The sequence below is a fragment of the Oceanobacillus profundus genome, assembly GCF_003515705.1.
In the GTDB taxonomy this organism is placed as follows: Bacteria; Bacillota; Bacilli; order Bacillales; family Amphibacillaceae; genus Oceanobacillus; species Oceanobacillus profundus.
Genome location: NZ_QWEH01000011.1, coordinates 44313 through 68492 on the forward strand (window position 1 = coordinate 44313; position 24180 = coordinate 68492).

General features: G+C 37.5%; 19 protein-coding genes. 8 read left to right on the forward strand and 11 right to left on the reverse strand.

Going from position 1 to position 24180, the window contains the following annotated elements; all coding sequences use genetic code 11:
* Positions 1-48: 48 nt before the first annotated feature.
* On the reverse strand, positions 49-1419 hold the full coding sequence (locus D1B32_RS15300; RefSeq protein WP_118889851.1) for an aspartate aminotransferase family protein: 1371 nt from the start codon (positions 1417-1419) through the stop codon (positions 49-51).
* A 216-nt stretch (positions 1420-1635) separates the two neighbouring features.
* Here D1B32_RS15300 and D1B32_RS15305 point away from each other — a divergent pair, with 216 nt between their 5' ends.
* Entirely contained in the window at positions 1636-3258 is a 1623-nt protein-coding gene (locus tag D1B32_RS15305; RefSeq protein ID WP_118889794.1) for a PucR family transcriptional regulator, read from the forward strand.
* Between the two features lie 116 nt (positions 3259-3374).
* Here the strand turns inward: D1B32_RS15305 and D1B32_RS15310 are convergent, their stop codons facing one another.
* The 9 genes from D1B32_RS15310 to mmgD form a co-directional block, all read right to left on the reverse strand.
* Entirely contained in the window at positions 3375-4850 is a 1476-nt protein-coding gene (locus tag D1B32_RS15310; protein ID WP_118889795.1) for an amidase, read from the reverse strand.
* A 283-nt stretch (positions 4851-5133) separates the two neighbouring features.
* Entirely contained in the window at positions 5134-6195 is a 1062-nt protein-coding gene (locus tag D1B32_RS15315; protein ID WP_240033807.1) for a C45 family autoproteolytic acyltransferase/hydrolase, read from the reverse strand.
* Positions 6192-7814 carry an amidohydrolase gene (locus tag D1B32_RS15320; protein WP_118889796.1) on the reverse strand — a complete coding sequence of 541 codons (1623 nt, stop codon included), beginning with the start codon at positions 7812-7814 and terminating at the stop codon, positions 6192-6194. The genes D1B32_RS15315 and D1B32_RS15320 overlap by 4 nt, the downstream gene beginning before the upstream one ends.
* A 21-nt stretch (positions 7815-7835) precedes the next feature.
* Positions 7836-9341, reverse strand: a complete 1506-nt coding sequence (locus D1B32_RS15325) for a sodium:solute symporter family protein (protein ID WP_118889797.1) — start codon at positions 9339-9341, stop codon at positions 7836-7838.
* On the reverse strand, positions 9341-9559 hold the full coding sequence (locus tag D1B32_RS15330; protein ID WP_095310970.1) for a hypothetical protein: 219 nt from the start codon (positions 9557-9559) through the stop codon (positions 9341-9343). Before D1B32_RS15330 ends, D1B32_RS15325 begins: the two co-directional genes overlap by 1 nt.
* 114 nt (positions 9560-9673) lie before the next feature.
* Positions 9674-10234, reverse strand: coding sequence for a peroxiredoxin (locus D1B32_RS15335; protein WP_118889798.1), 561 nt, complete (start codon positions 10232-10234; stop codon positions 9674-9676).
* A gap of 452 nt (positions 10235-10686) precedes the next feature.
* Positions 10687-11589, reverse strand: a complete 903-nt coding sequence (prpB, locus tag D1B32_RS15340) for a methylisocitrate lyase (protein ID WP_118889799.1) — start codon at positions 11587-11589, stop codon at positions 10687-10689.
* Between the two features lie 106 nt (positions 11590-11695).
* Positions 11696-13135, reverse strand: a complete 1440-nt coding sequence (locus D1B32_RS15345; RefSeq protein ID WP_118889800.1) for a bifunctional 2-methylcitrate dehydratase/aconitate hydratase — start codon at positions 13133-13135, stop codon at positions 11696-11698.
* A gap of 38 nt (positions 13136-13173) precedes the next feature.
* Positions 13174-14283 (reverse strand): citrate synthase, encoded by a 1110-nt coding sequence (gene mmgD, locus D1B32_RS15350; protein WP_095311004.1) that lies wholly within the window; start codon positions 14281-14283, stop codon positions 13174-13176.
* A gap of 196 nt (positions 14284-14479) precedes the next feature.
* Here mmgD and D1B32_RS15355 point away from each other — a divergent pair, with 196 nt between their 5' ends.
* From D1B32_RS15355 to D1B32_RS15365, 3 genes are all read left to right on the forward strand, one after another.
* Entirely contained in the window at positions 14480-15349 is an 870-nt protein-coding gene (locus D1B32_RS15355; RefSeq protein ID WP_118889801.1) for a LysR family transcriptional regulator, read from the forward strand.
* A gap of 111 nt (positions 15350-15460) precedes the next feature.
* Positions 15461-16465: a DUF3231 family protein gene (locus D1B32_RS15360; protein WP_118889802.1), complete on the forward strand. Its 1005-nt coding sequence runs from the start codon at positions 15461-15463 to the stop codon at positions 16463-16465.
* A 7-nt stretch (positions 16466-16472) separates the two neighbouring features.
* Positions 16473-16961, forward strand: coding sequence for a hypothetical protein (locus D1B32_RS15365; RefSeq protein ID WP_118889803.1), 489 nt, complete (start codon positions 16473-16475; stop codon positions 16959-16961).
* A gap of 103 nt (positions 16962-17064) precedes the next feature.
* Here the strand turns inward: D1B32_RS15365 and D1B32_RS15370 are convergent, their stop codons facing one another.
* Positions 17065-18156, reverse strand: coding sequence for a CdaR family transcriptional regulator (locus D1B32_RS15370; RefSeq protein WP_118889804.1), 1092 nt, complete (start codon positions 18154-18156; stop codon positions 17065-17067).
* A 145-nt stretch (positions 18157-18301) separates the two neighbouring features.
* Here D1B32_RS15370 and D1B32_RS15375 point away from each other — a divergent pair, with 145 nt between their 5' ends.
* From D1B32_RS15375 to larA, 4 genes are all read left to right on the forward strand, one after another.
* Positions 18302-19489, forward strand: a complete 1188-nt coding sequence (locus D1B32_RS15375) for a glycerate kinase (protein ID WP_118889805.1) — start codon at positions 18302-18304, stop codon at positions 19487-19489.
* Between the two features lie 218 nt (positions 19490-19707).
* Complete coding sequence (locus D1B32_RS15380) at positions 19708-21282, forward strand: SSO2105 N-terminal domain-containing protein (protein ID WP_118889806.1); 1575 nt, start codon at positions 19708-19710, stop codon at positions 21280-21282.
* A 251-nt stretch (positions 21283-21533) separates the two neighbouring features.
* The gene (locus D1B32_RS15385) at positions 21534-22670 is read left to right on the forward strand and encodes a 2-keto-3-deoxygluconate permease (protein WP_118889807.1); all 1137 of its coding nucleotides are present in this window, start codon (positions 21534-21536) and stop codon (positions 22668-22670) included.
* 118 nt (positions 22671-22788) lie between these two features.
* A complete protein-coding gene (gene larA, locus D1B32_RS15390) occupies positions 22789-24066 on the forward strand; it encodes a nickel-dependent lactate racemase (protein ID WP_118889808.1) in 1278 nt (425 codons plus the stop codon).
* Positions 24067-24180: the final 114 nt, after the last annotated feature.

Consider the following 24180-nt stretch of genomic DNA (forward strand, 5'->3'; position numbering starts at 1 on the left):
ATCTGCACCTACAGATTTTTCCGAACACTTAACTGTTAATTTCCCTGGTTATGCATTTTGTTTGTTATCAGCATTCTCACTAAAAACTTTTTGTAAAACAGAAATAATAAAATCAATATCTTCATCTGTAGATGATAATGGAGGGCTTAGCGTCAAAATATTGTTATAACCCGCAACTGTATCTCCATTCTTACCAATTATCAATCCCCTGTCTTTACAATCCGCAATCAGCTTTCCTACACGTTCCTTTGAGCCTGGTTCCTTCGTCAGCTTATCTTCAACAATTTCGATTCCAGCGACTAAACCTAAGCCACGTATATCCCCAACATAATCATAAGCTTTCAATTCATCTAATCCATTTAGCAAACGTTCTCCTAATTCTACAGATCGGTCAACTAAATTTTCTCTCTCCATAATTTCAATATTTTTTAATGCTACTGCACAAGCAGCTGGATTTCCACCAAATGTATTTACATGACGAAAATGGCTATTCTCTTCATTGCTTTTAAATGCTTCGTAAATATCCTTTCGAACTGCTGTTACCGATAGTGGTAAATAGGCACTCGTTAAGCCTTTTGCCATCGTTATCATATCTGGCTTAATATTAAAATGTTTATGTCCGAAAGATTTACCCGTTCTTCCAAACCCGCAAATTACTTCATCAATGATAAGAAGAACACCATGGCGCTTACAAATTCTCTCAACCTCTTCCACGTAAACAGAATGTGGTATTAATACACCGCCGCCAGTAATTAATGGTTCCATAATAACCGCGGCAATCGTTTCCTTTTGTTCCCAAATAATTGTTTCTTCTATTTCTTTCGCTTTTTGTAAATTATATTCCTCAATTGATACTCCTTCTGGTTTCCGGTAGTTATCCGGTGGTGCAACATGTAAAAACCCAGAAGTCAGCGGTTCATATTTATATTTCCTTAATGCCTGGCCTGTTGCAGATAAAGCTCCCATCGAGCTTCCATGATAAGCACGATAACGAGAAAGAATTTTGTAGCGGTTTGTATCGCCATTCTGTTGATGATATTGACGAGCGATCTTAAATGCTACCTCATTCGCATCTGAACCGCTGTTGGAATAAAAGATCATATAATCATCGTCAAGCAATTCATTTATTTTCTCTGCTAACTGAATTGCTGGAAGATGGCTTTGTGTCATTGGAGTGTATGCCATTTTTTTAACCTGTTCATAAGCAGCTTTAGCTAATTCCTCGCGTCCATAGCCAACATTGACACACCATAATCCAGACATTCCATCAAGGTACCTGTTTCCTTCATGATCTGTAATCCAAGAACCTTTCCCTTCCTCTACAATCATTGGCGCATTTTCTTTACTATAGGGTGAAATATGATGCCACACATTTTGACGATCTTTTTCAACTAATGTTTGTTTTTGAAGCGTTTCCATTTTACCTTCTCCTTCCATGTTTAGATTTTCCTTTTAACGAAATGTCCATTTTGCTCATCATGTTGTATTTAGTTTCCTTTTACAGAATTCTTAATTATTAAGTTTGACACAACTTTCTTTCTATTACATAATTATTTTATATCGTTTATTTTAAAAAAGCATTTTACATAAAGTAAAATAAATCATTTTTTTATTTTACAATTTGGAGGGCAGTCCATGGAAAATTGGAAAGTAACTATAAATGATATATTAGGCAGAGACATATTTAAAAATGCGAAATTAATTGCTGGGGAAAAGGGAAAAGATCGGGAAATAAAATGGTCACATATTTTAGAGATGGAAGCGTTTGATTCATTTATAAATGGAGGAGAATTAATTCTTACTACAGGATCTAACATCGAATTTGACTCACCAGCAGGAATACCTAAGCTAAATAAACTAATTGAAAAAGATGTCGCTGGAATTTGCATTGAACTTGGAACACATGTGAAAGCAATAGCACCAGAAATTATAGCATTCGCTAACGAACACCATTTTCCCATCATAGCTTTTTCACAAATTGTTAAATTTGTAGATATCACCCAGGATTTACATACGATTATTATCAATAGACATCATCAAATGCTCAACCACCTACATGTTCTCTCGAATCAATTTAATGAATTATCTTTAGAACCAAACGGTATTTTAAAAATCCTAAAAAAACTGTACGATCTATTTCATGCTACTGCTTTACTCATAACCGATGATAAAAAAGCATTTTACTACCCGCTTAAACTTAAAGAGCGTACTGAATTTATGAACTTGATAATGAATAATTCTATAAAATTGGAACCATATAGAGATCATCTATTGGATAATGAATATTACACTACTTTTCCAATTAAAGGACTTGGTCATTCATGGGGAAATCTCTGTTTACAAAAGAAATCAAATGATTTGGATGAGTTTTCATTTTCCGTGATGGATCGTGCTTCATTAGCCATTGCGCAAATCCTGCTTCGAAATCGAACGATTGAAGAAAGAAAGCAAAACCAAGAAGAGGAAATTGTTCAAAAATTACTGCACGGCGAGGAATTTGAATCATCAATAGCACATAAATTCCTGCCTGCTCCTGCTAATAATAGTTATTACAGACTGATTCTTATTGAAAATAATTCCATTGAAGAAAACTTGAAAGAAGAAGATTGGGAAGAGATAAAGCTCCAACAGTCTATCATTCTAAGATCATTATTAAAGAAAAATGGCTTCTTCCCAGCTATGTCTGTTACCAAAAATAAAATTGCAGTAATCGCCTCTTTCTATAATAAGAGTAATACAATAAGAGATATCGACAGTTTTACTATTCTAGCAAAGGAAATTCGCAACATTCATGAGAATCATATTTTTCACGGTGATCATTATGGCATTGGGATAAGCAGTCTTCAAAAAGATTATAAAAAAATAGCTGCATGCTGTCATGAAGCAAACGAAGTACTTTTTATTCAGAAAAAGAAACTCTTGGATACGCTATTCTATGAAGAGATAGGGGTTTATCGTCTTTTATCGAAGCTTAACCAAAATGAATTAAAAGCTTATGTATCAGAGTATTTAGGTCCTTTATTAGAATATGAGGAAAAAATAAAGGGTAACCTGCTTTTAACCCTTTCTATATTTCTCGATACCATGGGATCCAAAAAAGAGACTTCTGACCGGCTTTATATTGTACGGCAAACGCTTTATCACCGTTTGGAAAAAATAGAAGAGTTACTTGGTGATGACTTTATGGAACCAACTAAAAGACAGGCGATTGAATTGGCAGTCAGCGCCTATAAAATGCTAAATAATACGGAATTCTAAAACCGAAAGAAAATAAAGGAAAACTCAAAAAATAAGTGTGGTACCTATCACACATCATCTTAATTTGCAGAAGGTATCACGCTTATTTTTAAAATAATTGCTCTCCTATTTACTCGTTATATAGACGTTACGTGGACTGCAGGACGCTGACCCTGATTCCATTTCCCATCCAATGCTCGTTCAATCTGTGCTCCTAGTTGCAGAAGCAATCCATCATTTCCTTGACGTGCAAGGGCGTGAATTCCTAATGGAAGCCCGTTTTTAAGCTTAGCCATCGGTAACGAAATACCCGGAAGCCCACAAAGGTTAGCAATCGAAGTATAAGCAAATATGCTCCATAGATTCTCAAACCAATCGTACACAGATGGGTTATCACTAGTAGTCAAATATTCCTTCGTTCCAATTTTCGGTGTAGGTAATGCCATTGTTGGAGTTAGAATGATATCCCAATCTTCAAAAAAGCTGCCTAGACTACGGGAGGTTTGATTAAAGGCAGCTTGCATTTTCGCGCGGTCCGTATAGGAAGCAATACGCCCTTCTTCCCATACTTTAATACACATTGATTCAATCAGTTTGACAGGTGGCCGTTCTAAGTTTTTTTGCTCCAGCAACTCTGCAATCACTTGTGAAAAATTCATGATATAGCATGAAGTCTGCGCTTCGTAAGCAGTATGGAAATCAATATCAGGAATAACCCACTCGACGTGATGACCGAGTTTCTCAAGAAAACGTGCTGTCCGCTCCAATTCAGCAACAATTTCCGGTGTAGCCCGGTAATCTCCCCACTCATGCGAAACCGCGATACGCAACTTCTCTGGATCCCGATGAATAAGCTCAGAGTACGGTTCTTTCGGCATCCAATAAGGCATAAACTCGCCAGGTGCCCCACCCCTGCAATTATCTACAAACGCAGCAGTATCACGAATCGTACGTGAAATGCATCCTTGAGCAGAGACAACTCCCATTAAATCCGAACCAGCAGGTCCTACCGAAAAGACCCCACGAGATGGCTTTAAACCAATATTTCCGTTTACACCAGCAGGTATTCGAATCGAGCCACCACCATCAGTCGCATGTGAGAGTGGAACGATACCAGCAGCAACCGAAGCTGCCGTGCCAGCAGAAGAACCACAGGTCGTATATTCAAGATTCCAAGGATTTCGTGTTACGTAGACTTCTGGATTCTCTGCTGAACTGCAGAGCCCAAACTCAGGTGTTGTCGTTCTACCTATAATATTAAGACCCGCTTTACGGATCTGCTCGGTCAGGAAGCTGTCAGCTTGAGAACGATTTCCTTGCATAAAAAGAGAGCCCATCTCTTGCAGACGCCCTTTGACAGTGGGGCCTAAATCTTTCATTAAAAAAGGTACTCCCGCGAATACCCCATCCGGATTTGTTCCATCTTTCGTAGGTTCATTAATCGCATCATCAAAAACTTCAATAACAGCGTTAATTTCGGGATTTAAGGCTTTGATAGCAACGGTAACCTGCTTGGCCACCTCTTGCGAAGAAATTTGTCCATTCTTTACTAATTCAGCAAGACCGATGGCATCAAGATCAGCCCATTCATCCCAGTTCATCACTTTTCCCATAAAATTTCTCCCCTTTAAACCCGCTCTGATTTGATAGTTGTACATGGTTAGAATTAATCTTCATTATATAAAGCGCTTTCATTAAAAAATTAGTACAAATCTATTGTTATTCCTATCCTACAAGAGATTCATTTGATTTGCATTTTACAATGTGTCTAATAATTTCCATATTTTCATACAAATTGTACAGATCACTGTATTATTTGCAGCTTAACCTTTTAATAAATAAAAAGTAACAATAAAGATGCATAACCAGAAGATCGATTATGCATCCTCCTTCATATTATTTAATACGATTACATGGTTTCCCTTTTATCCAGGATAACTTATTATCTGTTAAATTCATAACGATACTAAACACGGTTTCCATCCCGGTTAGGGCAGATTCTTCGTCTGTATCGTTCGTAACATGACTACAAATAGAATTCGGATAATTATCATGATTGGATAGGAAGTGAAATAGATCTTCGGCTTCTAAAGCTTTTTCTTTTAAATCTTTTACTTGGTTACGAATTGTATCAAATCGACTGTAAGAGTTTGGTACTACCTCTTCCCTGATGAAGTCTCTCATTTCCGTTGAACAGAGATGATTGGTATGGACAAGCGTCCCATTTGTTGCCTCAATTCTTGCAGTATGAATTGGTGATACTTCCAAGCTTGCTGCATCTCCCGGCTTCGATGCGATTAAAAAGTGTGCAGGAGATGCCATTTGATTACGATCAACTTTAGAGATAGCTTCTTCAAATGATTCCGATTCTAAAATAGCTCTTAGCCCTAAATGAATAGGAACTTTAGGCTGCCATGTATTGGTTACTAATGCATTGAGACATACACCAACACCTGAACTGTTGCAGCCGATTTTTCCAATAATACCAGCCTCTGTAATCATCTGTACTGTTGGCAAAGTGTCCTGCTGAATTTCAAGGTGAACTAAAGAGTCTATTTGTGCACCTTTCCAATCCCAGTTTTGTGCTAACCATGTTTTAGATGTTTTCGGTTTCATTAATGCAAAGGAAGTACAACCATCTGGTGCGGTGCTTAATGCAATCTCACTTCTAGCGTTCAGTGCAAGTATATCTTCAAATTGTACTGCTGCTCCTTTAGCTAATCCTTCCATCTCCTTCATGTAATTTGCATTATATTTTTCAACTGCGGAAACATGTAATAGTGCTTTATTGCATGCTTCCTTCCAGGAGATTCCAGATGTTTCTTTAAAGAGCTTTTCATACGTTTGTAAGCTGCTGTGCACCTGCTCTTTTGCAAGGCTGCCATGTTTAAATCCTATTTCATATGATGTTCCTGATAGAGTAAGAACGGTATCTACATTTGGCAGCAATCTACTCATGCTTGGACGCCAACCTTAGAATTTCTATATACGATATCTCCGTCAATCATCGTCCATTCTACTTGAACATCTGGTATGTCATCAATATCTGCATTTAAAATCGAACGATCGAGTAATACTAAATCAGCAAGTTTACCAGTTTCAATACTTCCTTTAGTGTCTTCCTCAAATGATGCGTAGGCACCGTTTAATGTATACATACGAATTGCTTGGAGTAGAGACACTGTTTTATCTTCCCCGATCACTTGACCTGAGTTTGATTTCCGGGTCATAGCAGCATGGATACCACGCATTGGATTAAAGTCCGTTACTGGACAATCAGAAGCGATTGCTGCAGGAATTTCTGCCTTTTGATAATCACCCATTGGGTACATCGAATTGGCTCTTTCACCATAATTTTTTACATAACCATCACCATATTCAAATAGAAAAGCTGGATTAGGAATTGGTACAACATTTTGTTTTCTCATTCGTTCAATTAAGTCAGGTGTTGCAATTCCTGCATGTTCAATCCGATGTCTCGTATTTTCTCGTGGATGTAATGCATTTGCTTTTTCAATCGTTTTTAAGAGCAAATCGATTGCAGCATCCCCTTGCGCATGGGCAGTAATTTGCCATCCTTTTTCGTGAGCAGGTATAAATAAATCGTCTACTTCTTCTTGCGAGAAATATTGTATTCCATAATTTTTTGAATCACTTGTGTAGCCTTCTCGAGTCCAAACGGTTGGCCCACTGCTGCTACCGTCAAGGAAAAGCTTCACAGGCCCAATTCGGAACTTGTCATCTCCTAACCCAGTATAAATTCCAGCATCAACCATATGCTTAACAACCTCTTGGGCATCATTTAGAGCACCAACCATAGCATAAACTCTTTGTTTTATCAGTCCATTTTTACTATCAGCTTGCAGAGATCTGAGATTATCCAGACCATATCCAGTAGCATCGTGAATGGATGTAATTCCTTTTTCTGCAAAATGTTCAGAAGCGACTTTATGTGCATTCGATAGTTCTTCCTCTGAAAAGGATGCAATCGAAAACATCTTCATATGTGCATTTTCAAGTAATAGTCCAGTAAGTTCACCATCGGCTTTGCGATCAAACTTTCCCCCATCAGGATCAGGTGTATTTTTATCAAACTTAGCAATCTGAAGTGCTTGGCTATTAACAACTGAAATATGACCACATGTCCTTGTAATCATGATAGGATGCTCAGTCGTAATAGCATCTAGTTCTTCCTTCGTTGGAAAACGTTTATCCGTAATTGTTTGCTCATTATATCCCCACGCTCTAATCCATTGTCCCTGTGGTGTTTTACTAACCTTTGCTTTGATTTCCCTCAGCAGGTCATCAATTGTTTGAACACTATCGCTTTTACACGAAATCGATAAGCTGTTTGTTCCGTACATAGATATATGCAAATGAGAATCTATAAGTCCAGGAATAAGTGTTTTTCCCTTTAAATCGATAATCTCACTGTCGTCATCTTTTAATTGTAATATTGTTTCATTCGAGCCAGCTGCAATAATTTTATTCTCCTTTACAGCAATCGCTTCAGCTATTTGATTTCTCTCGTTTACTGTAATAATTTCCCCGTTAGTAAAAAGATATTGCTTTTCCATGTAAAGACCCTCCTGTAGTATTTATTTTATTTCAACACGTAATGATGGTGATGCTTCATCCTCGTAGAGTTCATCAACCATGTCAGGAAAGAAACGTTCAATTGTCTCTTTAGATACGGGTTGAGTCATAAATGAAGCAACAACAAAGATTACAGCGTTTGCAGCTAATCCCCAAATACCAGCATGTATATCTAATGGATGAGGAATTACAAATGAAAAGATAACAGTTATAATGAAACCTGCTAATATCCCCCAGAAAGCACCGTGTTTGGTCGCTCTTGGCCATAGAAAAATACCAATAATTGCTGGGAATGCCTGTGCGATAAATCCATATCCAATTAGTAGAATATATACTAGACTTGCAGGTTCCAGAATAGAAATTGGCGCAATAATAAATGCCATAATTGGGAAAATTAATCGTCTTGTCCATTTCCCTGTTGTTTTCTCATCCCATTTAAAAAGGGGTTGCAATACATCTTTACTATAACTAAGTGCAGTTGCATGAACACAAGGTTCACTAGAGGACATTGCAGCAGCAAGCGTTCCAGCACCTAATAGACCGGCTACAACTGCAGGCATTGTATCAACTGCAAGTTGAATAGCAACTTGATCTGGTGTGCCGATATTAGGATACATGAAGACCCCAATAAAGCCTACAACGATCATTGGAACTAGTACAACATAAAATGTCGGTAGTAAAGTTGCAGATCTTCTGATAGATTTTTTTGAATCAGCTCCCATCCACTGGATCCAATGTGTTTGCCAAATGGAAAAGAAAGATATTAAAATCGATGTTGTCCAAAAAGTAGCATTCATATCACCCAACGCCCCAGGAAGTGTTAGAAACTGTGGAATATCCTCTTTTACACGCTCAAAAATTGGTGCAAATGAATAACCACCAGTGAATTGCTTGGTTGCCCATAATCCAACAAAGAAGGACACGAACAACATTAACGCCCCTTGAAATGCGTTTGTTACACCGATTGCTTTAAGCCCACTTTTATATAGATAGATTGAAATTGCACCTAGTGATAAAAAGACACCAACCCAAGTAGGAATTAATCCATAACTCATGACATTTAAAATATAAGCTGCACCAGTTGTTTGAATTACTGCATATGCTAAGACACCAATTGAAGTAACAATAGATGCTATACCACCTAATACTTTACTTTCATAACGATCGGATATGGCAGTGGATTGGGTGACATGATTGTATTTTTTACCTAATTCCCAAACTTTCGGCCCAAAATACCAAGCAAGTATTGCCATATACGTTAAATAAACGACAACATATAGCGCAGGGACTCCCTTTGAATATGCCCACCCAGGAGAACCCATAAACGTATAAGCACTTACTCCACCTGCCCCGATTAATAGGTACATCATGATTGGGCCCATACTCCTGCTGCCAACACCCCACTCTTCCACGTTATCCATATTTTTCCCTTTTCCAGCAAAAAAACCCAAAATAACAGCTATGAATATATAAGCAACGGTTATTATGAAGGGTATGTATTCAATCATCAATCTACCCCTCCAATCTTATTAATGAATGCCATGGAGAAAGTTGTTAAGAAGATAATCAAAATAGACCAGACCATAATTAAAGGAAGCCCAAATACAATAATTTCTTGATTAAATATATTTATAATTGGCCAGCCTCCTAACAGAATAATAATAGCTATTAGACTTACACCAAACCAACCTTTTTTTGTTTTTGGAAGTTTAAATGTAGCTTTCATAGTAGTACCTCCTTGGATTGAAATTTAATTAAGATCTAACTAGATGAAGGGTGCCAGAAGTACAAAACAGCATATTGTTCATTGTTCTATCATCCTACAACGTTACCGTATAATTCAATTAGAAGATAGATATTCTATTACTTCGTCTATATTTTTATCTGGAGGAAAAACAGGATAAAATACTTTTTCAATTGTTCCATCTTGAATGATAATTGTAACTCTTTTATTAAGTGACATAGAATCCACCTCAAATAGTGGCAGGTTTAGAGAATTTGATAAGGTCAATTTTGAATCACTTAATAGTTCGAAAGGTAAATGAAGCCGTTCAACTGCTTCCTTTTGATATTCTGAACTCTGCGTACTTACACCAAATACTTGTGTATTAAGTTCTTGTAATTCCTTATGGTGATCTCGAAAGGAACAAGCTTGTGGTGTACACCCTCTTGCCCCTGGGATTTGATCCCATCCATTTGGGAGACTTTCCCGTGGATTACCTGTCATTGGATAAAAATATAAAACAAGTTTCCCCCTAATTTCTGATAGGTCTACAATGTGACCAGTTGTAGAGGTTAATTCAACTGATGGTATCTTTTTACCTTTTAAATCATTACATGCACCATCATCAAGTGGTACCGGAAGGTTGGTAGGAAGTTCATTATAATTATTCGTTGTCATTATTTACACTCCTTCGTTCTTTTGGATCAAGGTTTTCTATACCTTCTTAGAACCAGCCCAGATCAAAGGTCTTTATACTTGCGATACACTTTCTGGTCTTTCCTCCTTTCATTTTGTTCTAATTAATAGAATATTTATAATTATAGTTTTTGTTGTAAGCGATTGCATTAATCACATTGTAAAAATTATTAGTTGGTTATGTTACAATCTGTCCAATCCCTTTCATCTAAATCACAGAAAATATACTATACCTTGCTAAAAATATTAATAAATTATTATTCGACATTTATTGATTATGCATTTAGTAATAATATTCCATATTTATTAGCCAAACCGTCCAATGTATCTAAAAAACAAAATAGTTGAACGTTTCATAATGAATTCAATGATAGCTAGCAAATCAAAAAGGCATGGAATCCAAATTGATTCCACACCTTTTGTGCCAACAAAATCTAATCCTCTAATACCGTCTTCGAAATTGTATTATCCAATTCTTCGAAATCATCGTAGGAAATGGTTTTATAGAGCTCTTTTCTGGTTTGCATATTAAACACACCATCTGCTTGGGAGCCTTGCTCTTTAATTAAGTTAAAGATTCGTTCATATGCTTTCGCTGCTACTCTTAAAGATGTAACTGGGTAGATTACCATCCGAAAGCCCATGTTTTGAAACTCCTCTGCTGTAATAAATGGAGTTTTACCAAACTCTGTCATGTTTGCAAGCAATGGAACGTCTAATTTTTTCGCAAAAAGACGAAATTCTTCATCGGTTTGTAATGCCTCCGGGAATATTGCATCTGCACCAGCTTGTATATAACTCTGGGAACGCTCTACAGCAGCATCTATTCCCTCTACTGCTCTTGCATCTGTTCTTGCAACAATGATTAACGAAGGTGCTACTTCTTTAATAGCTTTGATTTTTTGTACCATTTCTTCCGTCGTTACAAGCTGCTTTCCATTTAAATGACCGCATTTCTTCGGTAACTGTTGATCTTCAATTTGCACTGCGGCAACATTCGCTTCTACCATTTCGCGAGCAGTTCGAGCAACATTTAACACACCGCCAAAGCCTGTATCGATATCAACTAAGACGGGTAAATTTGTTGCCCTGACAAGGTCTCTTGCACGTTCTGCCACTTCTGTTGATGTAACAATTCCGAGATCAGGTAATCCTCTGCTTGCTGTGTAAGCTCCACCAGATAAATATAAAACGGAAAATCCTGCATCTTTTGCGATTAATGCTGCCATTGCATCATGCGCACCAGGTATTTGTAAAATGTTATCGGTAAGCATCTGTTCTTTAAACCGATCAGCTAATTCCTTCTGAGTCGATTGTTGGTCTACAATCCATGCCATAAACGTTCCTCCCTCTCGTTAAATATAAGCAGAAATTCACAGGATGTTTATCCCATCTTGCCTTATTCTTTTCCTTACGCATATTGTTTTAGGGGATTACAGCCCTTTATTGCGCAATAAATAACTCTACAAATTCATTGACATTCATTTTTGCTAGCTTGTTGTAGTCATAGCTAACTTCTTCAATTTTCTTACGCTGTTTTTCCGTGTAATGTGTAGCAAGGTTTGCTGCATACTTTTCAATGATTTTAGGTATTGCTTCATCTCTGCGGAACCGATGTCCTAATGGATATTCTCGCTCTACATTTTCCGTCACTGTGCCATCCGTAAAATGTACCTGCACCGCATTTGCAATCGAGCGCTTGCTCGGATCAAGATAATCCTCTGTATAGGATTTATTTTCTACAACGACCATTTTATCGCGCAACCCGTCAATAATTGGATTTGCAGCAAAATTATCCTCATAGTGCTCAGCGCGAATATCTCCTTCTAAAAGTCCAATTGCTGTAATATACTGCAAGCAGTGATCACGATCGGCCGGGTTATTGAGCGGACCCTTTTTATCAATAATCCGAATCGCTGATTCATGCGTTGTAATTGTAATTTTATCAATCTCACCTATACGATTGACTACTTCAGGATGAAGCTTTACCGCTGCTTCGGCTGCTGTTTGTGCATGGAATTCAGCTGGGAAGGAAACTTTAAACAACACATTTTCCATTACGTAACTGTCGAGCGGCTGACTAAGAACTAATTCCTGCTTGTTAAATAGTACGTCTTGGAATCCCCAGCCAGGTGCGCTTAATGCTGTCGGATAGCCCATTTCTCCTTTCATTGCCATCAGAGCTAAGCGTACTGCCCTGCTTGTCGCGTCTCCAGCAGCCCAAGATTTTCGTGAACCAGTATTCGGAGCGTGACGATACGTGCGTAAGCTTGAATTATCAATCCAGGCATTTGTCAATGCATTCGTGATTTCTTCACGTCCACCACCAAGCATTTTCGTTACAACAGCTGTTGTTGCTATTTTTACATATAGAACGTGATCAAGTCCTACACGATTCAAGCTATTTTCTAACGCAAGCACACCTTGAATTTCATGTGCCTTAATCATCATTTCCAGTACATCTTCCACCTTTAGCGGCTCTTTCCCCTTCTGAATTCTAACTTGACTGAGATAATCAGCAACTGCTAAAATTCCACCTAAGTTGTCTGAGGGGTGTCCCCACTCTGCAGCAAGCCACGTATCGTTATAGTCAAGCCAGCGAATCATTGTTCCAATATTAAATGCTCCCTGAATTGGATCAAGTACATGAGATGTCCCAGGCACGCGCACACCATTTGGAACAACTGTACCAGGAACGACTGGTCCGAGCAGCTTCGTACACTCTGGATAATCAAGTGCAAGAATTCCGCATCCTAATGTATCGATTAGCACATGGTGGGCTGTTGAATAAGCTTCTTCACTCGTTATATCTTTATTCAAAACGTAATCTACAATTTCCTCTATTAATGCATCTGTCTTTTTATAAGTATCCGTTTGTAACATGATAAGCATCCTTTCCCTTACATTCTTTTTTTCGTTTATCAAACATGCCGTGCGCCAGTGTAATTAACTCGCGGCCGGAACAATCGATTATTTTCATGCTGTTCAATGACATGTGCTGCCAGTCCTGCTGTTCTCGCACTAAAAAAGATTGGCGTATATAGTGGGATTGGGATTCCCAGCTTCCAATAAACAGGTGCAGCATAGTAGTCAAGATTTGGATAAAGTCCTTTTTCTTTTTCCATAACCTTTTCGCCTGCCTCACACATTTCAAGCAACAGATAATCCCCGTCTTTTTCACATAGCTGCCTTAATGCTTCTTTCGTAATCAATGCTCTTGGATCCATTTTTTTCATATATACACGATGACCGAACCCCATAATCTTTTCTTTCTTTTGTAATTTCTTCAGTAGCAGTTCTTCAAATTCTGATACGGTTTTTACTTCATTTAACATATACATCACAGCTTCGTTTGCCCCGCCATGTAAATTTCCTTTTAAAGAAGCAATTGCCCCGGTTAACGCTCCATAGATATCCGAATTCGTGGACGCAATCACACGTGCAGCAAATGTAGAATTCGGCATTTCATGCTCACTATACAATAGAAGCAAACGGTCAAAAATTTCTACTTCTAACTCAGAAGGCTTTTCACCAGTAATCATGTACAAAAAATTTGCGCTGTAGGATAAATCCTGAAGTGGATAAACCGGCTCTTGTCCATTTATTATCCGGTGACTATTCACAGTTATCGTCGGAAGCTGACCCAGCAATTGATAAGCTCGTTTTTTATTAGCTGTCAATGTTCGATCTTCAATCGCCTCATCGAATCCTGCTAAAACAGACAGACCAGTACGCATCCCATCCATTGGATGTGTTTGCTCCGGCAATAATCGAAGTACATCCATCACATTTGAAGGCACATCATAATAATCCTTCAATATCTCTTCTAACTTCGCTTTCTCAGCTGCTGTTGGCAGTTCCCCTTCTAATAAGAGATGCACGATTTCAGCATAATCTTTACGTTTCGATAGCTCAATCAGATCATAGCCTTGAATAATGATTTGTTCCTTCTCCACATCAAGAAACGAAATGGACGTCTCTGCTGCAATTACCCCTTCCAGACCTGGCACATATTTTGCTTTTGTTTCCATGAATATCCCCCTAGCTTTTTTAAAATCTCAGAAAATACTATGACGAACAATTCGGCTCACTACATCACCAAACAGACAGCGCTTTCAAACCATTTCCAATTTCATTATAATATTGAATTGAAAATTATAAAAATATATAATATTAATAATTAGCCATTGATTTTTTCTATAGCTCATAAAAGTGAGGCGATTAAGGATGAACTATCAAGATTGGGAAATGCTGGCTGCACTATATTCTACTGAAAATATTACAAAAGCAGCAGAGCATCTTTTTTTATCACAGCCCACATTAACATCAAGGATTCAAAAATTAGAAGAGCACTACGGTGTACAGCTCATTCTCCGAAAGCGCAGAGGTGTTACATTCACACCTGAAGGAGAGCATTTAGCACAGCATGCACAAAATATGCTTCGGGAACAACGGAAGATTGAAGAGAAAATTAATAACATGAAAAATCAAGTAACAGGTACGTTACGAGTTGGTGTTTCGAATTTTTTTGCATTAAATAAGATGCCGAAATTATTACGTCTTTTTAAAAAAGAATATCCAAATGTTGAGTGTCAAATGGTAACCGGGTGGAGTAGTGAAATGCATCGACTAATTTTAAACAATGAGGTGCATATTAGCTTTATTAAAGGGGACTATCCATGGAAAGAAAACAAAGAGCTTTTATACGAAGAAGAAGTATGTATTGCATCTCCATGGGATTTCAAGTGGGAGGAACTGCCGCGCATGCCACGGATTGATTACCGCACTGACGAGCATATGAAAAGCATGGTGGATGAATGGTGGTTCCATAACTATTCACAAAGGGCTAATATTACCATTCAAGTTAATCAAGTAGAAACCTGTAAAGAAATGATTGTAAACGGACTAGGCTACGCGATTATCGCAAATTTAGTTGTTCGTCCTTATACAGAACTTTTTATAAAACCAATTATGCTACCATCTGGAGAGCCAATGACAAGAAAAACATGGATGTATTATCATGAAGATGCATTACAAATGAACATTGTACGAGCTTTTATTCGATTTATTCAAACGTTGGATGTGAAATCTTTATAACTCTCTTAAAGCCGAAACAAGAAATAGCTTATATCCGTGCATAAATAATATTATTAGTCAGAAACTAACGGAAGAAAATGAGCGAACACTTTATGAGAGGAATAAATACGTATGGGAAATCATGATAACATTAAATTAACGGCTCCAGAGATTTCAACTTTATGGGCTGGCTATCAAAGTAATTCAATGGCCATATGTGGTTTAAAGTATTTTTTAATGCATGTCGACAATGAAGATATTCGCAGCATAATTGAAAATGCACTCACATTATCAGAACAGCAGCTCGAAAAAACAACCGACTTTTTCAGGAAAGAGGGTTATCCAGTTCCACAGGGATTTACAGAGAAAGACGTAAATTTAAATGCACCCCGTCTATTCTCTGATAAGCTTTATCTTGCTTTTGTATTCAATATGACCGTTGTCAATTTAGCTAGTCATGTCGCCTCTTTGACGACTGCTGTCAGAAGTGATTTACTGCAATTCTACGCTGATTGTTTATCAGACTCTGAAGAACTGCACATGAAAACAAAAGAATTTTCAAAAGAGATAGGTATCCATATCCGTGCGCCACACATACCGACTCCCAGTCAAATTGACTTTGTTAAAAAGGAAAGCTTCACTGCAGGATGGCTGACAGACAGACGCCCATTATTAGGGTCCGAAATAACAAATCTAGTGTTCAATGCACGAAGAAATTCACTGGGGCAAGCTGTTATAACTGGATTTAGTCAAGTTGCCCAGTCAAAGGATGTACGAAAGTATTTTGAAAGAGGCCGTGAAATATCCAAAAAACATATAGAAGTTTTTAACTCTATTTTAAGCAATAGCTATTTATCAGACGGTACAATCTTGCTGACTCCAGAAGTAACTGAATCTACTGACCCCCCTTTTTCAGATAAATTCATGATGGTTTTAACATCGTCATTAATTGCAAGTGGTATTGGACAGTATGGAATGTCTTTGTCCTTAAGTCCCAGACACGATATAGCGGTACAATACAGCCGTTTAATGGTGGAAATAGCTAATTATGCAAATGACGGTGCTTCTATTATGATTGAAAATGGCTGGATGGAGCAACCACCAATGGCAGCTGATCGAAAAGGGTTAGCTAAATAGGTTAAAAATGGAAAAAAGGGCAGATTTAAAAAGTAAAAAACTTGAAGTACTTCTGTGGAGTATTGCTTTACCAGGATTCGGTCAACTTTTAAATCGTAAATATATGAAAGGTTTCGTACTAATTGGATTAGAGTTTTTAGTTAATGTAATGGGGAATTTTAACACCATTATTGTACTTAGCTTTAATATGAAAATCGAAGAGGCCATTGCACAGACAAATTATTTATGGCTGATGTTTTACCCCTGTTTATATTTCTTTGCTATCTGGGATGCTTATAAAGATGCCGGAGGTGGTGAAAAACCTTTCGCTTACCTCCCCCTTGTATTTTCAGCCTATTTTGTTACAGTAGGCTTAATTTTTTCTCCCACATTTACAATATTTGGTGTATACATTGGACCGATGTGGCTGCCTATATTATTTCTTCCAATTGGGTTAGGTGTTGGGGCACTGATTCGAAAGGTGTTGTTTAAAATTTATGTTAAAAGCTCTGGATAAATTCTTTCTGCTGCCGGTTTTAAGTATTTTATACGAAACCGGCTAATGCAAAGAAATATCCACTTTTTATTTTGTGCTATACTTTCCAGAAGTTAAGCTCTTTTTACTCCTGTTCATAAATCCACAAAGCAACCTGTAATATTAATGCATCATTAAACTTCCTCGGATCATAACCTGTCTCATTAGCAATCTTATTTATCCGATAAATTAACGTATTACGATGCAAAAATAACGCATCAGCCGTTTTTTGGATATTCAAATCATTTGTGAAAAATGCCTCTAACGTTCCTGCTTTTGTTTTGTCCACACATTGCAATATTCTGTTAGAGAACCTTTTTCCAACAGACTTATCAATCTGATACAATAATGCCCTCACTTCTAATTGAGCAAATGAAATAATCTCTGTTTTAGGATCGCCTATCCTTAAAGCAAGCTTACAATCAGAGTAGGCTTTGTTTAATTGTTGCAATTCGTGAAACATTAAGCTATAAGACATTCTAAATTTTATTTTTAGCTTCTTTAAAAGCCGTGCAAGTGATTGGATGTTAGTAAGCAGGTCCCTCTCTTCAAGTCCCGTTGTTGCAATAAAGATTTGATTAAGACTGATAAATCCTGTTATTACATACGTTTCGCCAAATACCTTCTCCAAACTCTGAATAAAATCCTGCTTGGGAATCTTAAGTTCATCTATTCGAATGACAATAGCTGTGAAAGGTGGAATAAGTTCTAATTTCAGCATACTTAGTCCTCGATTCATTACATCATAGGAAGGAGAACGTTTTAGCAGTTGTTCAATTATCATTTCTTTTGTACGTTGTTTCCATTCAAGCTGTGAAGCAATAAACTCTTGGTTAATCATAAGCTCTGTCGCCATCTTTACTAATTCTGCAATATCTCCCATTTCATCTGGATTGCCTGTTATCCCAATCACTCCGATAATTCTCTCTTTGAAAACAATTGGTAAATTAATACCCGGTTGCGCTCCTTCCCATGCTTCATCCTGATGTGAATAGATTGTAAGGGATTTCCCGTTTTTTAATACCTCAACTGCTCCTTCATGAACCGTATGTAATCTTTTTTCATCCTTTGTGGCAATAATAGTTCCATCCATATCCATAATATTAACGTTACGACCTAAACGTAAAGAAGTTTCTCTAACGATTGTCTTTGCAATTTCTTTTGTTATCATTTCCATGATTCATCATCCCCTTTAGTCGATACGTACAAAAAATGTCGGATTCACTTCCTATTTTTCATATGGTATAACCATATACATTTTTAGTCAAGATTCGTATAATTTAATCTACAGATAATGAAAACGTTTACCAGGATGTGATTGTGTGAAAATTATTATAGCACCAGACTCATTTAAAGGGAGTTTACGTGCGGTTGATGCTGCTAATTCAATCGATAGAGGAATCAAAAAGGCTTTTCCAAAAGCGGAAACAGTGATGCTACCTGTTGCAGATGGTGGCGAGGGGACATTAGAAACACTTGTCACTGCGACAAAAGGCGAGATACGAAACGTCACAGTGATCGGACCTTTAGGGGATGAAGTGAAGTCATCCTATGGTGTTTTAGGAGATAAGAAAACCTGTGTCATTGAAATGGCAACAGCATCAGGACTTACACTTCTTACGGATGAACAGCTTTCTCCTTTAAAAGCAACAACATATGGAACTGGCCAGTTGATAAAACAAGCGTTGGATGATGGATTTACTTCGTTTATCATTGCCATCGGTGGATCAGCAACCAATGATGGCGGGGCTGGAATGCTCCAAGCACTTGGATTAAAGTTATGCACTAAAGATGGTAATGAAATCGGATATGGTGGTGGTGAATTAAATAAGATCGCTTTAATAGAGGATGATTCTTTCGATTCGCGTATTAAAGCTTGCAACTTTTTAATTGCTTCTGATGTAGAAAATCCGCTTATCGGTCCAAACGGTGCCTCCTTTGTTTTTGGTCCACAAAAAGGGGCAACTCCAGAAATGGTTGAAACGCTTGACCAACATCTTACACATTGGGCCGATCATGTTGCCAAGCTTACAGGAATCCACTTACACAACCTGCCTGGTGCAGGGGCAGCAGGAGGAATTGGAGGAGCCTTTCAAGCTTTCTTCCCCTGTGAGGTAAAACGAGGCATTGATGTTGTTTTAGAGCATAGTAAATTTGCTGAACTGTTGCCAAATACCGATTTAGTCATTACTGGTGAAGGTAAAGTGGATGGACAAACTGCATCAGGCAAAACTCCGCTCGGCGTTGCTCAGACCGCTAAAAGTGAGGATGTTCCGACTATTATTATAGCTGGCTCAATTGGGGATGGAATTGAAGTACTTCATGAATTTGGAGTTGTAAGCATCCATAGTATTATCAGTCAACCGATGACACTAAAGGAATCGATAACAAATGCAGCTAAATTATTAGAACAAAGTGCTGAACAGGTTGTTCGAACTTACTTTTATTCTAATCATCAAAACAATAAAGCAAGTAGCGACATTACTACGAATAGACTTCCTACAACATAACTATAATGGTTCGGCGTGTTAATTGATTCATCGAAGTCATTAATTTAGTCCTGTTCTTTTTAAACATCAAAAGGAGATGGAAACTGTTTCTAAAACAATATTTATTACGCTTTTAAATTATTGAAAGTTATTATTCTCTTTGTTCAAAAATACTAGTAACACGAACAAGCGTTTGGTATAATTTTATTACGAATCAAATGTTCGTGGGAGGGTTTTACATGTCAAAAAGAACCATACAGCTAGTAATTGACCGAACGGAAGATTTAACGGAATTGAGAAAGTTAAGCACTATTTTTGGTTCAGCTACACGGTATGCTTTTAATCGCCTTCTAGAAGGTGAAAAGCCTTCTGATTTGATTAAAAAAGTAAATATCAAATTTGATTTAAACAAACGGTATGCAGAAGATGCCGTCTTGAAGGCACAGAGCATTATTTCAAGTCAAAAAGCACTGTTGCCCCTACGAATCGAAGAAATACAAAGAAAAATAGCAAAAACAGAACGTAAGCTAGAGGATTACCGAGCAGGTAAGAAAACACCCAATAAAGTTTCTCTAGAAACCTGTATAAAAGGATTAGATAGCCGTTTAGAAACGCTACGTAAAAAAGAAAACAATCTTTTGCTTCATCAAAAAAATGAAACGATTCCTAAGGTTATCTTCGGAGGACGGAAAAATTTTTTCAGGCGAATGCAAGGGAAAATCACCAATGAGGGGTGGAAAGAGCTTCGTTCCAATACGCTTTATTCTCGTGGAGATAAATCTAAAAAAGGCAATTTAAATACACGTATTGTGTGGGATGAAGAACAAGCGTACTTCCTATTAGAAGTAGCAAACCCATTGAATAAGAAAAATAACCGTTCTGAACGTCTGCGATATAAATTACACACTTCAGATAAACGATTTAGTGATGTAGTCAATATTGTTTTACCTCAAGAAACATCTTTTCAAGATTCTAATGGGAACATAAAAACGAATGAAGCTTACCAGCCTTATACCGTCGAACTAAAATATAAAAACGGAAAATGGTATGTATTCCTAAGCTACGACATTCAAACAGTTGGAGAAGAGTTGACATCTAAAGATAAAATCGATGCAGATATCATTGCTGGAATTGACATTAACATTGATAGAATAACGGTTTCTATTATAACCAAACAAGGTCGCCTTTTAGAAACGAAAACATTTTATTGTCACGAGATGGAGTATGTAAGAGGTAACAAGCGCTCCAATATTGCTGGTGAAATCGCAAAAGAAGTCATCGATTATTTCTTAAGCTGGAATGTTGGAGGATTTGTATTAGAAGATTTAACATTTCAACAAATCCACGATACGAATAAAATGTTGAATCGTCTTACAGCTAATTTCGCCTATAGAAAACTACATCATGCGCTAATGACTAGGGGACTAAAATACGGTTTTAAAATGAAACAAGTAAACCCAGCATATACGTCCGTCATCGGTCGTTTTAAATATAGTAAGATGTATGGATTATCTGCTCACGAAGCAGCATCTTATGTTATTGGAAGAAGAGGACTAGGATTTGATGAAAAAATTCCGAGAGAATTGATTAAAACACTAAAAGAAAAAGTTAAATCGCATTTACTTCAAATGATCAGGTCGATGGAAGAATCTGAGAAATTAGGTGAAACGCAAACACAAAAACGTAACGATTTAGTTGTATTACGAAACAACATTCAAAAGTTTAAAGAAAAGCCTAACTGGATGTTGTGGAATGTTATACAGAAAACATTACGTATGAAGAACCAGGAAATTTTACTTTTAAAGGAGGTGTAACCTGGATTCTAAAATCGCCTTTGCGGTTAGCTGATCTAGAAGAAATGGTTAATCGCAATATGCCGGCTCTAACAGAGCACCACAGGTTATCTTATACATTAGGTGTATGATAGAGACTAGTCTGGCTAGTACTCTCCTGACGGAATGGAGTGAGAATCTCCACGGTAGCCTTCTTACCTGGTTCGATGGCGTGGTAATATTTAATAGATTTTATACACTATTAAAAGATTTTGGAAACCAGGAACGATTTTATGAGCATAAAAGATACGATAGAAAAAGTACCCGGGGGACTTATGGTCGTTCCGCTTTTATTAGGAGCTTTTTTAAATACAATTGACCAAATGCATATACCTGCAGTAATGAACGTTTTAAAATTCCTCGGTGCACCCCAAACGGAGGAAGGCTATTACGAGTTTTTACAAATCGGTGGTTTCTCTCAGGAGCTGTTTAAGGATAGCGCACTTGTATTAATTGCTTTATTTCTATTTTGTGTTGGAAGCCAAATGAATTTAAAAGTTGGTGGAAAGGCATTAAAAAAAGGTGTCCTCCTAACTGGATCGAAATATTTTGCTGGCGTGGCAGTCGGCATGGCTTTCGGATACTTTTTCGATCCGATGAGTGGATTGTTCGGACTTTCGACGCTTGCATTAATTGCTGGGATGACAAATAGTAATAGTGGAATGTATGCAGCATTAACAGGTAAATTTGGAAACAGGTCTGATGTCGGCGGGCTTTCTATCCTTGCAATCAATGATGGACCGTTCTTCACGTTAGTTGCACTTGGTGTATTAGGTACTGCTTTCCCAATGATATCATTTATAGCTGTTTTATTACCTATCGGAATTGGTATGCTTTTAGGAAACTTGGATCCGAAAATACGAGAGTTTTTAAAACCTGGGGAATCGATTACAATCCCATTTTTTGCATTTGCACTAGGAGCAGGTATGGATTTGGCAAACTTCTTTAATCCAACAGTTCTTGCAGGTGGTTTGATACTTGCGATACTTACTTTCGTTTGCTCAGCTGGGATGGGAATTCTTATGTTTAAATTATTTAAAGAAAAAAGCTTTATTGCACCCATTTCAGAAGCTTCTACAGCAGGAAATGCGGCTGCAACACCGGCCGCCATTGCAGCCGCAGCAGCTGTAGCTGTTGGCGCAGGAGCAATGACACAAGCAGAGCTAGAAGCAATCCAAAACATTGTCCCTATTGCTACTGCTCAGATTTCGATATCCACAATCACTACTTCCTTACTCTGTCCAATAGGTGTTATTTTAATGGATAAATATCAACGAAAAAGAGGAATTGATGGTACACGGGAAGATCTTGGTCTGAATAATGCTGAAAGCACTTCGGGCACCCAAGAGAGGCATGCAGTCAACGATTAACATCAAAGAAAGCGCTATCCTATAGTGATATTTAGTCGTATATGATTTAATATGAGTAGATCCTGTTGCCCGTCAGCACAAATAAGAAAAAAATTATTAATGAAATGAGGTATGCATCATGAAGACAGAACTGTTATATGGAAAGCATGGTATTTCATTAGAATTGCCGGACAACGCTTTCCTTATTGAGCCAACAAATTTGCCAAAACTTGAGAATGAAAAAGAAGCAATCCGAAAAGCATTGCGAAATCCAATTGGTTCTGGATCTTTAAAAGAGTCCGTTAAATCAACGGATACGGTATCCATTGTAATAAGTGATATTACAAGACCAACACCAAATCATATACTCGTCCCCCTGCTGATTGAGGAATTAAATCATGTCCCATTAGAAAACTTTGTCATTATTAATGGAACCGGAACCCATCGTGACCAAACAAGAGAAGAGTTTGTTCAGATGCTGGGAGATTGGGTAGTAGACAATATTCGAATCATAAATAATCAATGTCATGATAAGGATACACTTGTTAACCTTGGAAGAAGCAAATTTGGTTGTGATGTCTACCTTAATAAAGAATATGTTGAATCAGATTTTCGAATTGTAACAGGTTTTATTGAACCACATTTCTTTGCTGGGTTTTCTGGAGGTCCAAAAGGTATCATGCCAGGGATCGCGGGTATTGAAACAATTTTGACATTTCATAATGCCCGAATGATTGGTGACCCTCTTTCTACGTGGGGCAACATGGAGAATAATCCAGTCCAAGATATGACTCGTGAAATTAATAGTCTATGTAAACCAGATTTCATGTTAAACGTTACATTGAACCGAGAAAAAGAGATTACAAATGTGTTTGCAGGGGAATTGTACGAATCACATGATCTCGGGTGTGCATTTGCAAAAGAGCATGCAATGTTCCGTTGTGATGAACGCTTTGATGTTGTCATAACATCCAATTCTGGCTACCCGCTTGATCAGAATTTATATCAAGCTGTAAAAGGAATGAGTGCTGCACATAAAATTGTGAAGGAAGGCGGCTCTATTATTGTCGCATCCGAATGTTCGGATGGTTTGCCTGATCACGGCAACTATGCAAAAATATTTGACATGGCTGAAAGTCCACAAAAATTGCTGGATATGATTAATGATCCAGAATTTAAAATGTTTGATCAGTGGCAGGTTCAGAAGCAAGCCGTTATCCAAGTTTGGGCTGATGTTTACGTTTATTCTAAACTATCCGATCAACAAGTAATAAATGCAATGCTAAAGCCTACGAATAACATTGAACAAACTATAGAAGATTTGAAGAAAAAGCATGGTGACACGATGACAATTGCTGTTCTTCCACTTGGTCCACTAACAATTCCATACGTTGAAGAAAAAGTAAGTATAAAATAAGAAGGCCATCATTTCTGGTCTTCTTATTTAGTACGTCATCAATTATTGTAAAGTAATTATACCCCCTTCCCTTACTACAAATGCCTCTTTTATTCCATATCTGAATATGGTAAT

Excerpts from the sequence above, each read along its gene's own strand:
- D1B32_RS15325 (WP_118889797.1), bottom strand. The coding sequence starts at position 9,341 with ATGATTGAATACATACCCTTCATAATAACCGTTGCTTATATATTCATA.
- D1B32_RS15305 (WP_118889794.1), top strand. The coding sequence starts at position 1,636 with ATGGAAAATTGGAAAGTAACTATAAATGATATATTAGGCAGAGACATA.
- D1B32_RS15315 (WP_240033807.1), bottom strand. The coding sequence starts at position 6,195 with ATGAGTAGATTGCTGCCAAATGTAGATACCGTTCTTACTCTATCAGGA.
- mmgD (WP_095311004.1), bottom strand. The coding sequence starts at position 14,283 with ATGGAAACAAAAGCAAAATATGTGCCAGGTCTGGAAGGGGTAATTGCA.
- D1B32_RS15345 (WP_118889800.1), bottom strand. The coding sequence starts at position 13,135 with ATGTTACAAACGGATACTTATAAAAAGACAGATGCATTAATAGAGGAA.
- D1B32_RS15380 (WP_118889806.1), top strand. The coding sequence starts at position 19,708 with ATGTCAAAAAGAACCATACAGCTAGTAATTGACCGAACGGAAGATTTA.
- D1B32_RS15300 (WP_118889851.1), bottom strand. The coding sequence starts at position 1,419 with ATGGAAACGCTTCAAAAACAAACATTAGTTGAAAAAGATCGTCAAAAT.
- D1B32_RS15355 (WP_118889801.1), top strand. The coding sequence starts at position 14,480 with ATGAACTATCAAGATTGGGAAATGCTGGCTGCACTATATTCTACTGAA.
- D1B32_RS15360 (WP_118889802.1), top strand. The coding sequence starts at position 15,461 with ATGGGAAATCATGATAACATTAAATTAACGGCTCCAGAGATTTCAACT.
- D1B32_RS15385 (WP_118889807.1), top strand. The coding sequence starts at position 21,534 with ATGAGCATAAAAGATACGATAGAAAAAGTACCCGGGGGACTTATGGTC.
- larA (WP_118889808.1), top strand. The coding sequence starts at position 22,789 with ATGAAGACAGAACTGTTATATGGAAAGCATGGTATTTCATTAGAATTG.
- prpB (WP_118889799.1), bottom strand. The coding sequence starts at position 11,589 with ATGGCATGGATTGTAGACCAACAATCGACTCAGAAGGAATTAGCTGAT.
- D1B32_RS15370 (WP_118889804.1), bottom strand. The coding sequence starts at position 18,156 with ATGGAAATGATAACAAAAGAAATTGCAAAGACAATCGTTAGAGAAACT.
- D1B32_RS15335 (WP_118889798.1), bottom strand. The coding sequence starts at position 10,234 with ATGACAACGAATAATTATAATGAACTTCCTACCAACCTTCCGGTACCA.
- D1B32_RS15320 (WP_118889796.1), bottom strand. The coding sequence starts at position 7,814 with ATGGAAAAGCAATATCTTTTTACTAACGGGGAAATTATTACAGTAAAC.
- D1B32_RS15310 (WP_118889795.1), bottom strand. The coding sequence starts at position 4,850 with ATGGGAAAAGTGATGAACTGGGATGAATGGGCTGATCTTGATGCCATC.
- D1B32_RS15330 (WP_095310970.1), bottom strand. The coding sequence starts at position 9,559 with ATGAAAGCTACATTTAAACTTCCAAAAACAAAAAAAGGTTGGTTTGGT.
- D1B32_RS15365 (WP_118889803.1), top strand. The coding sequence starts at position 16,473 with ATGGAAAAAAGGGCAGATTTAAAAAGTAAAAAACTTGAAGTACTTCTG.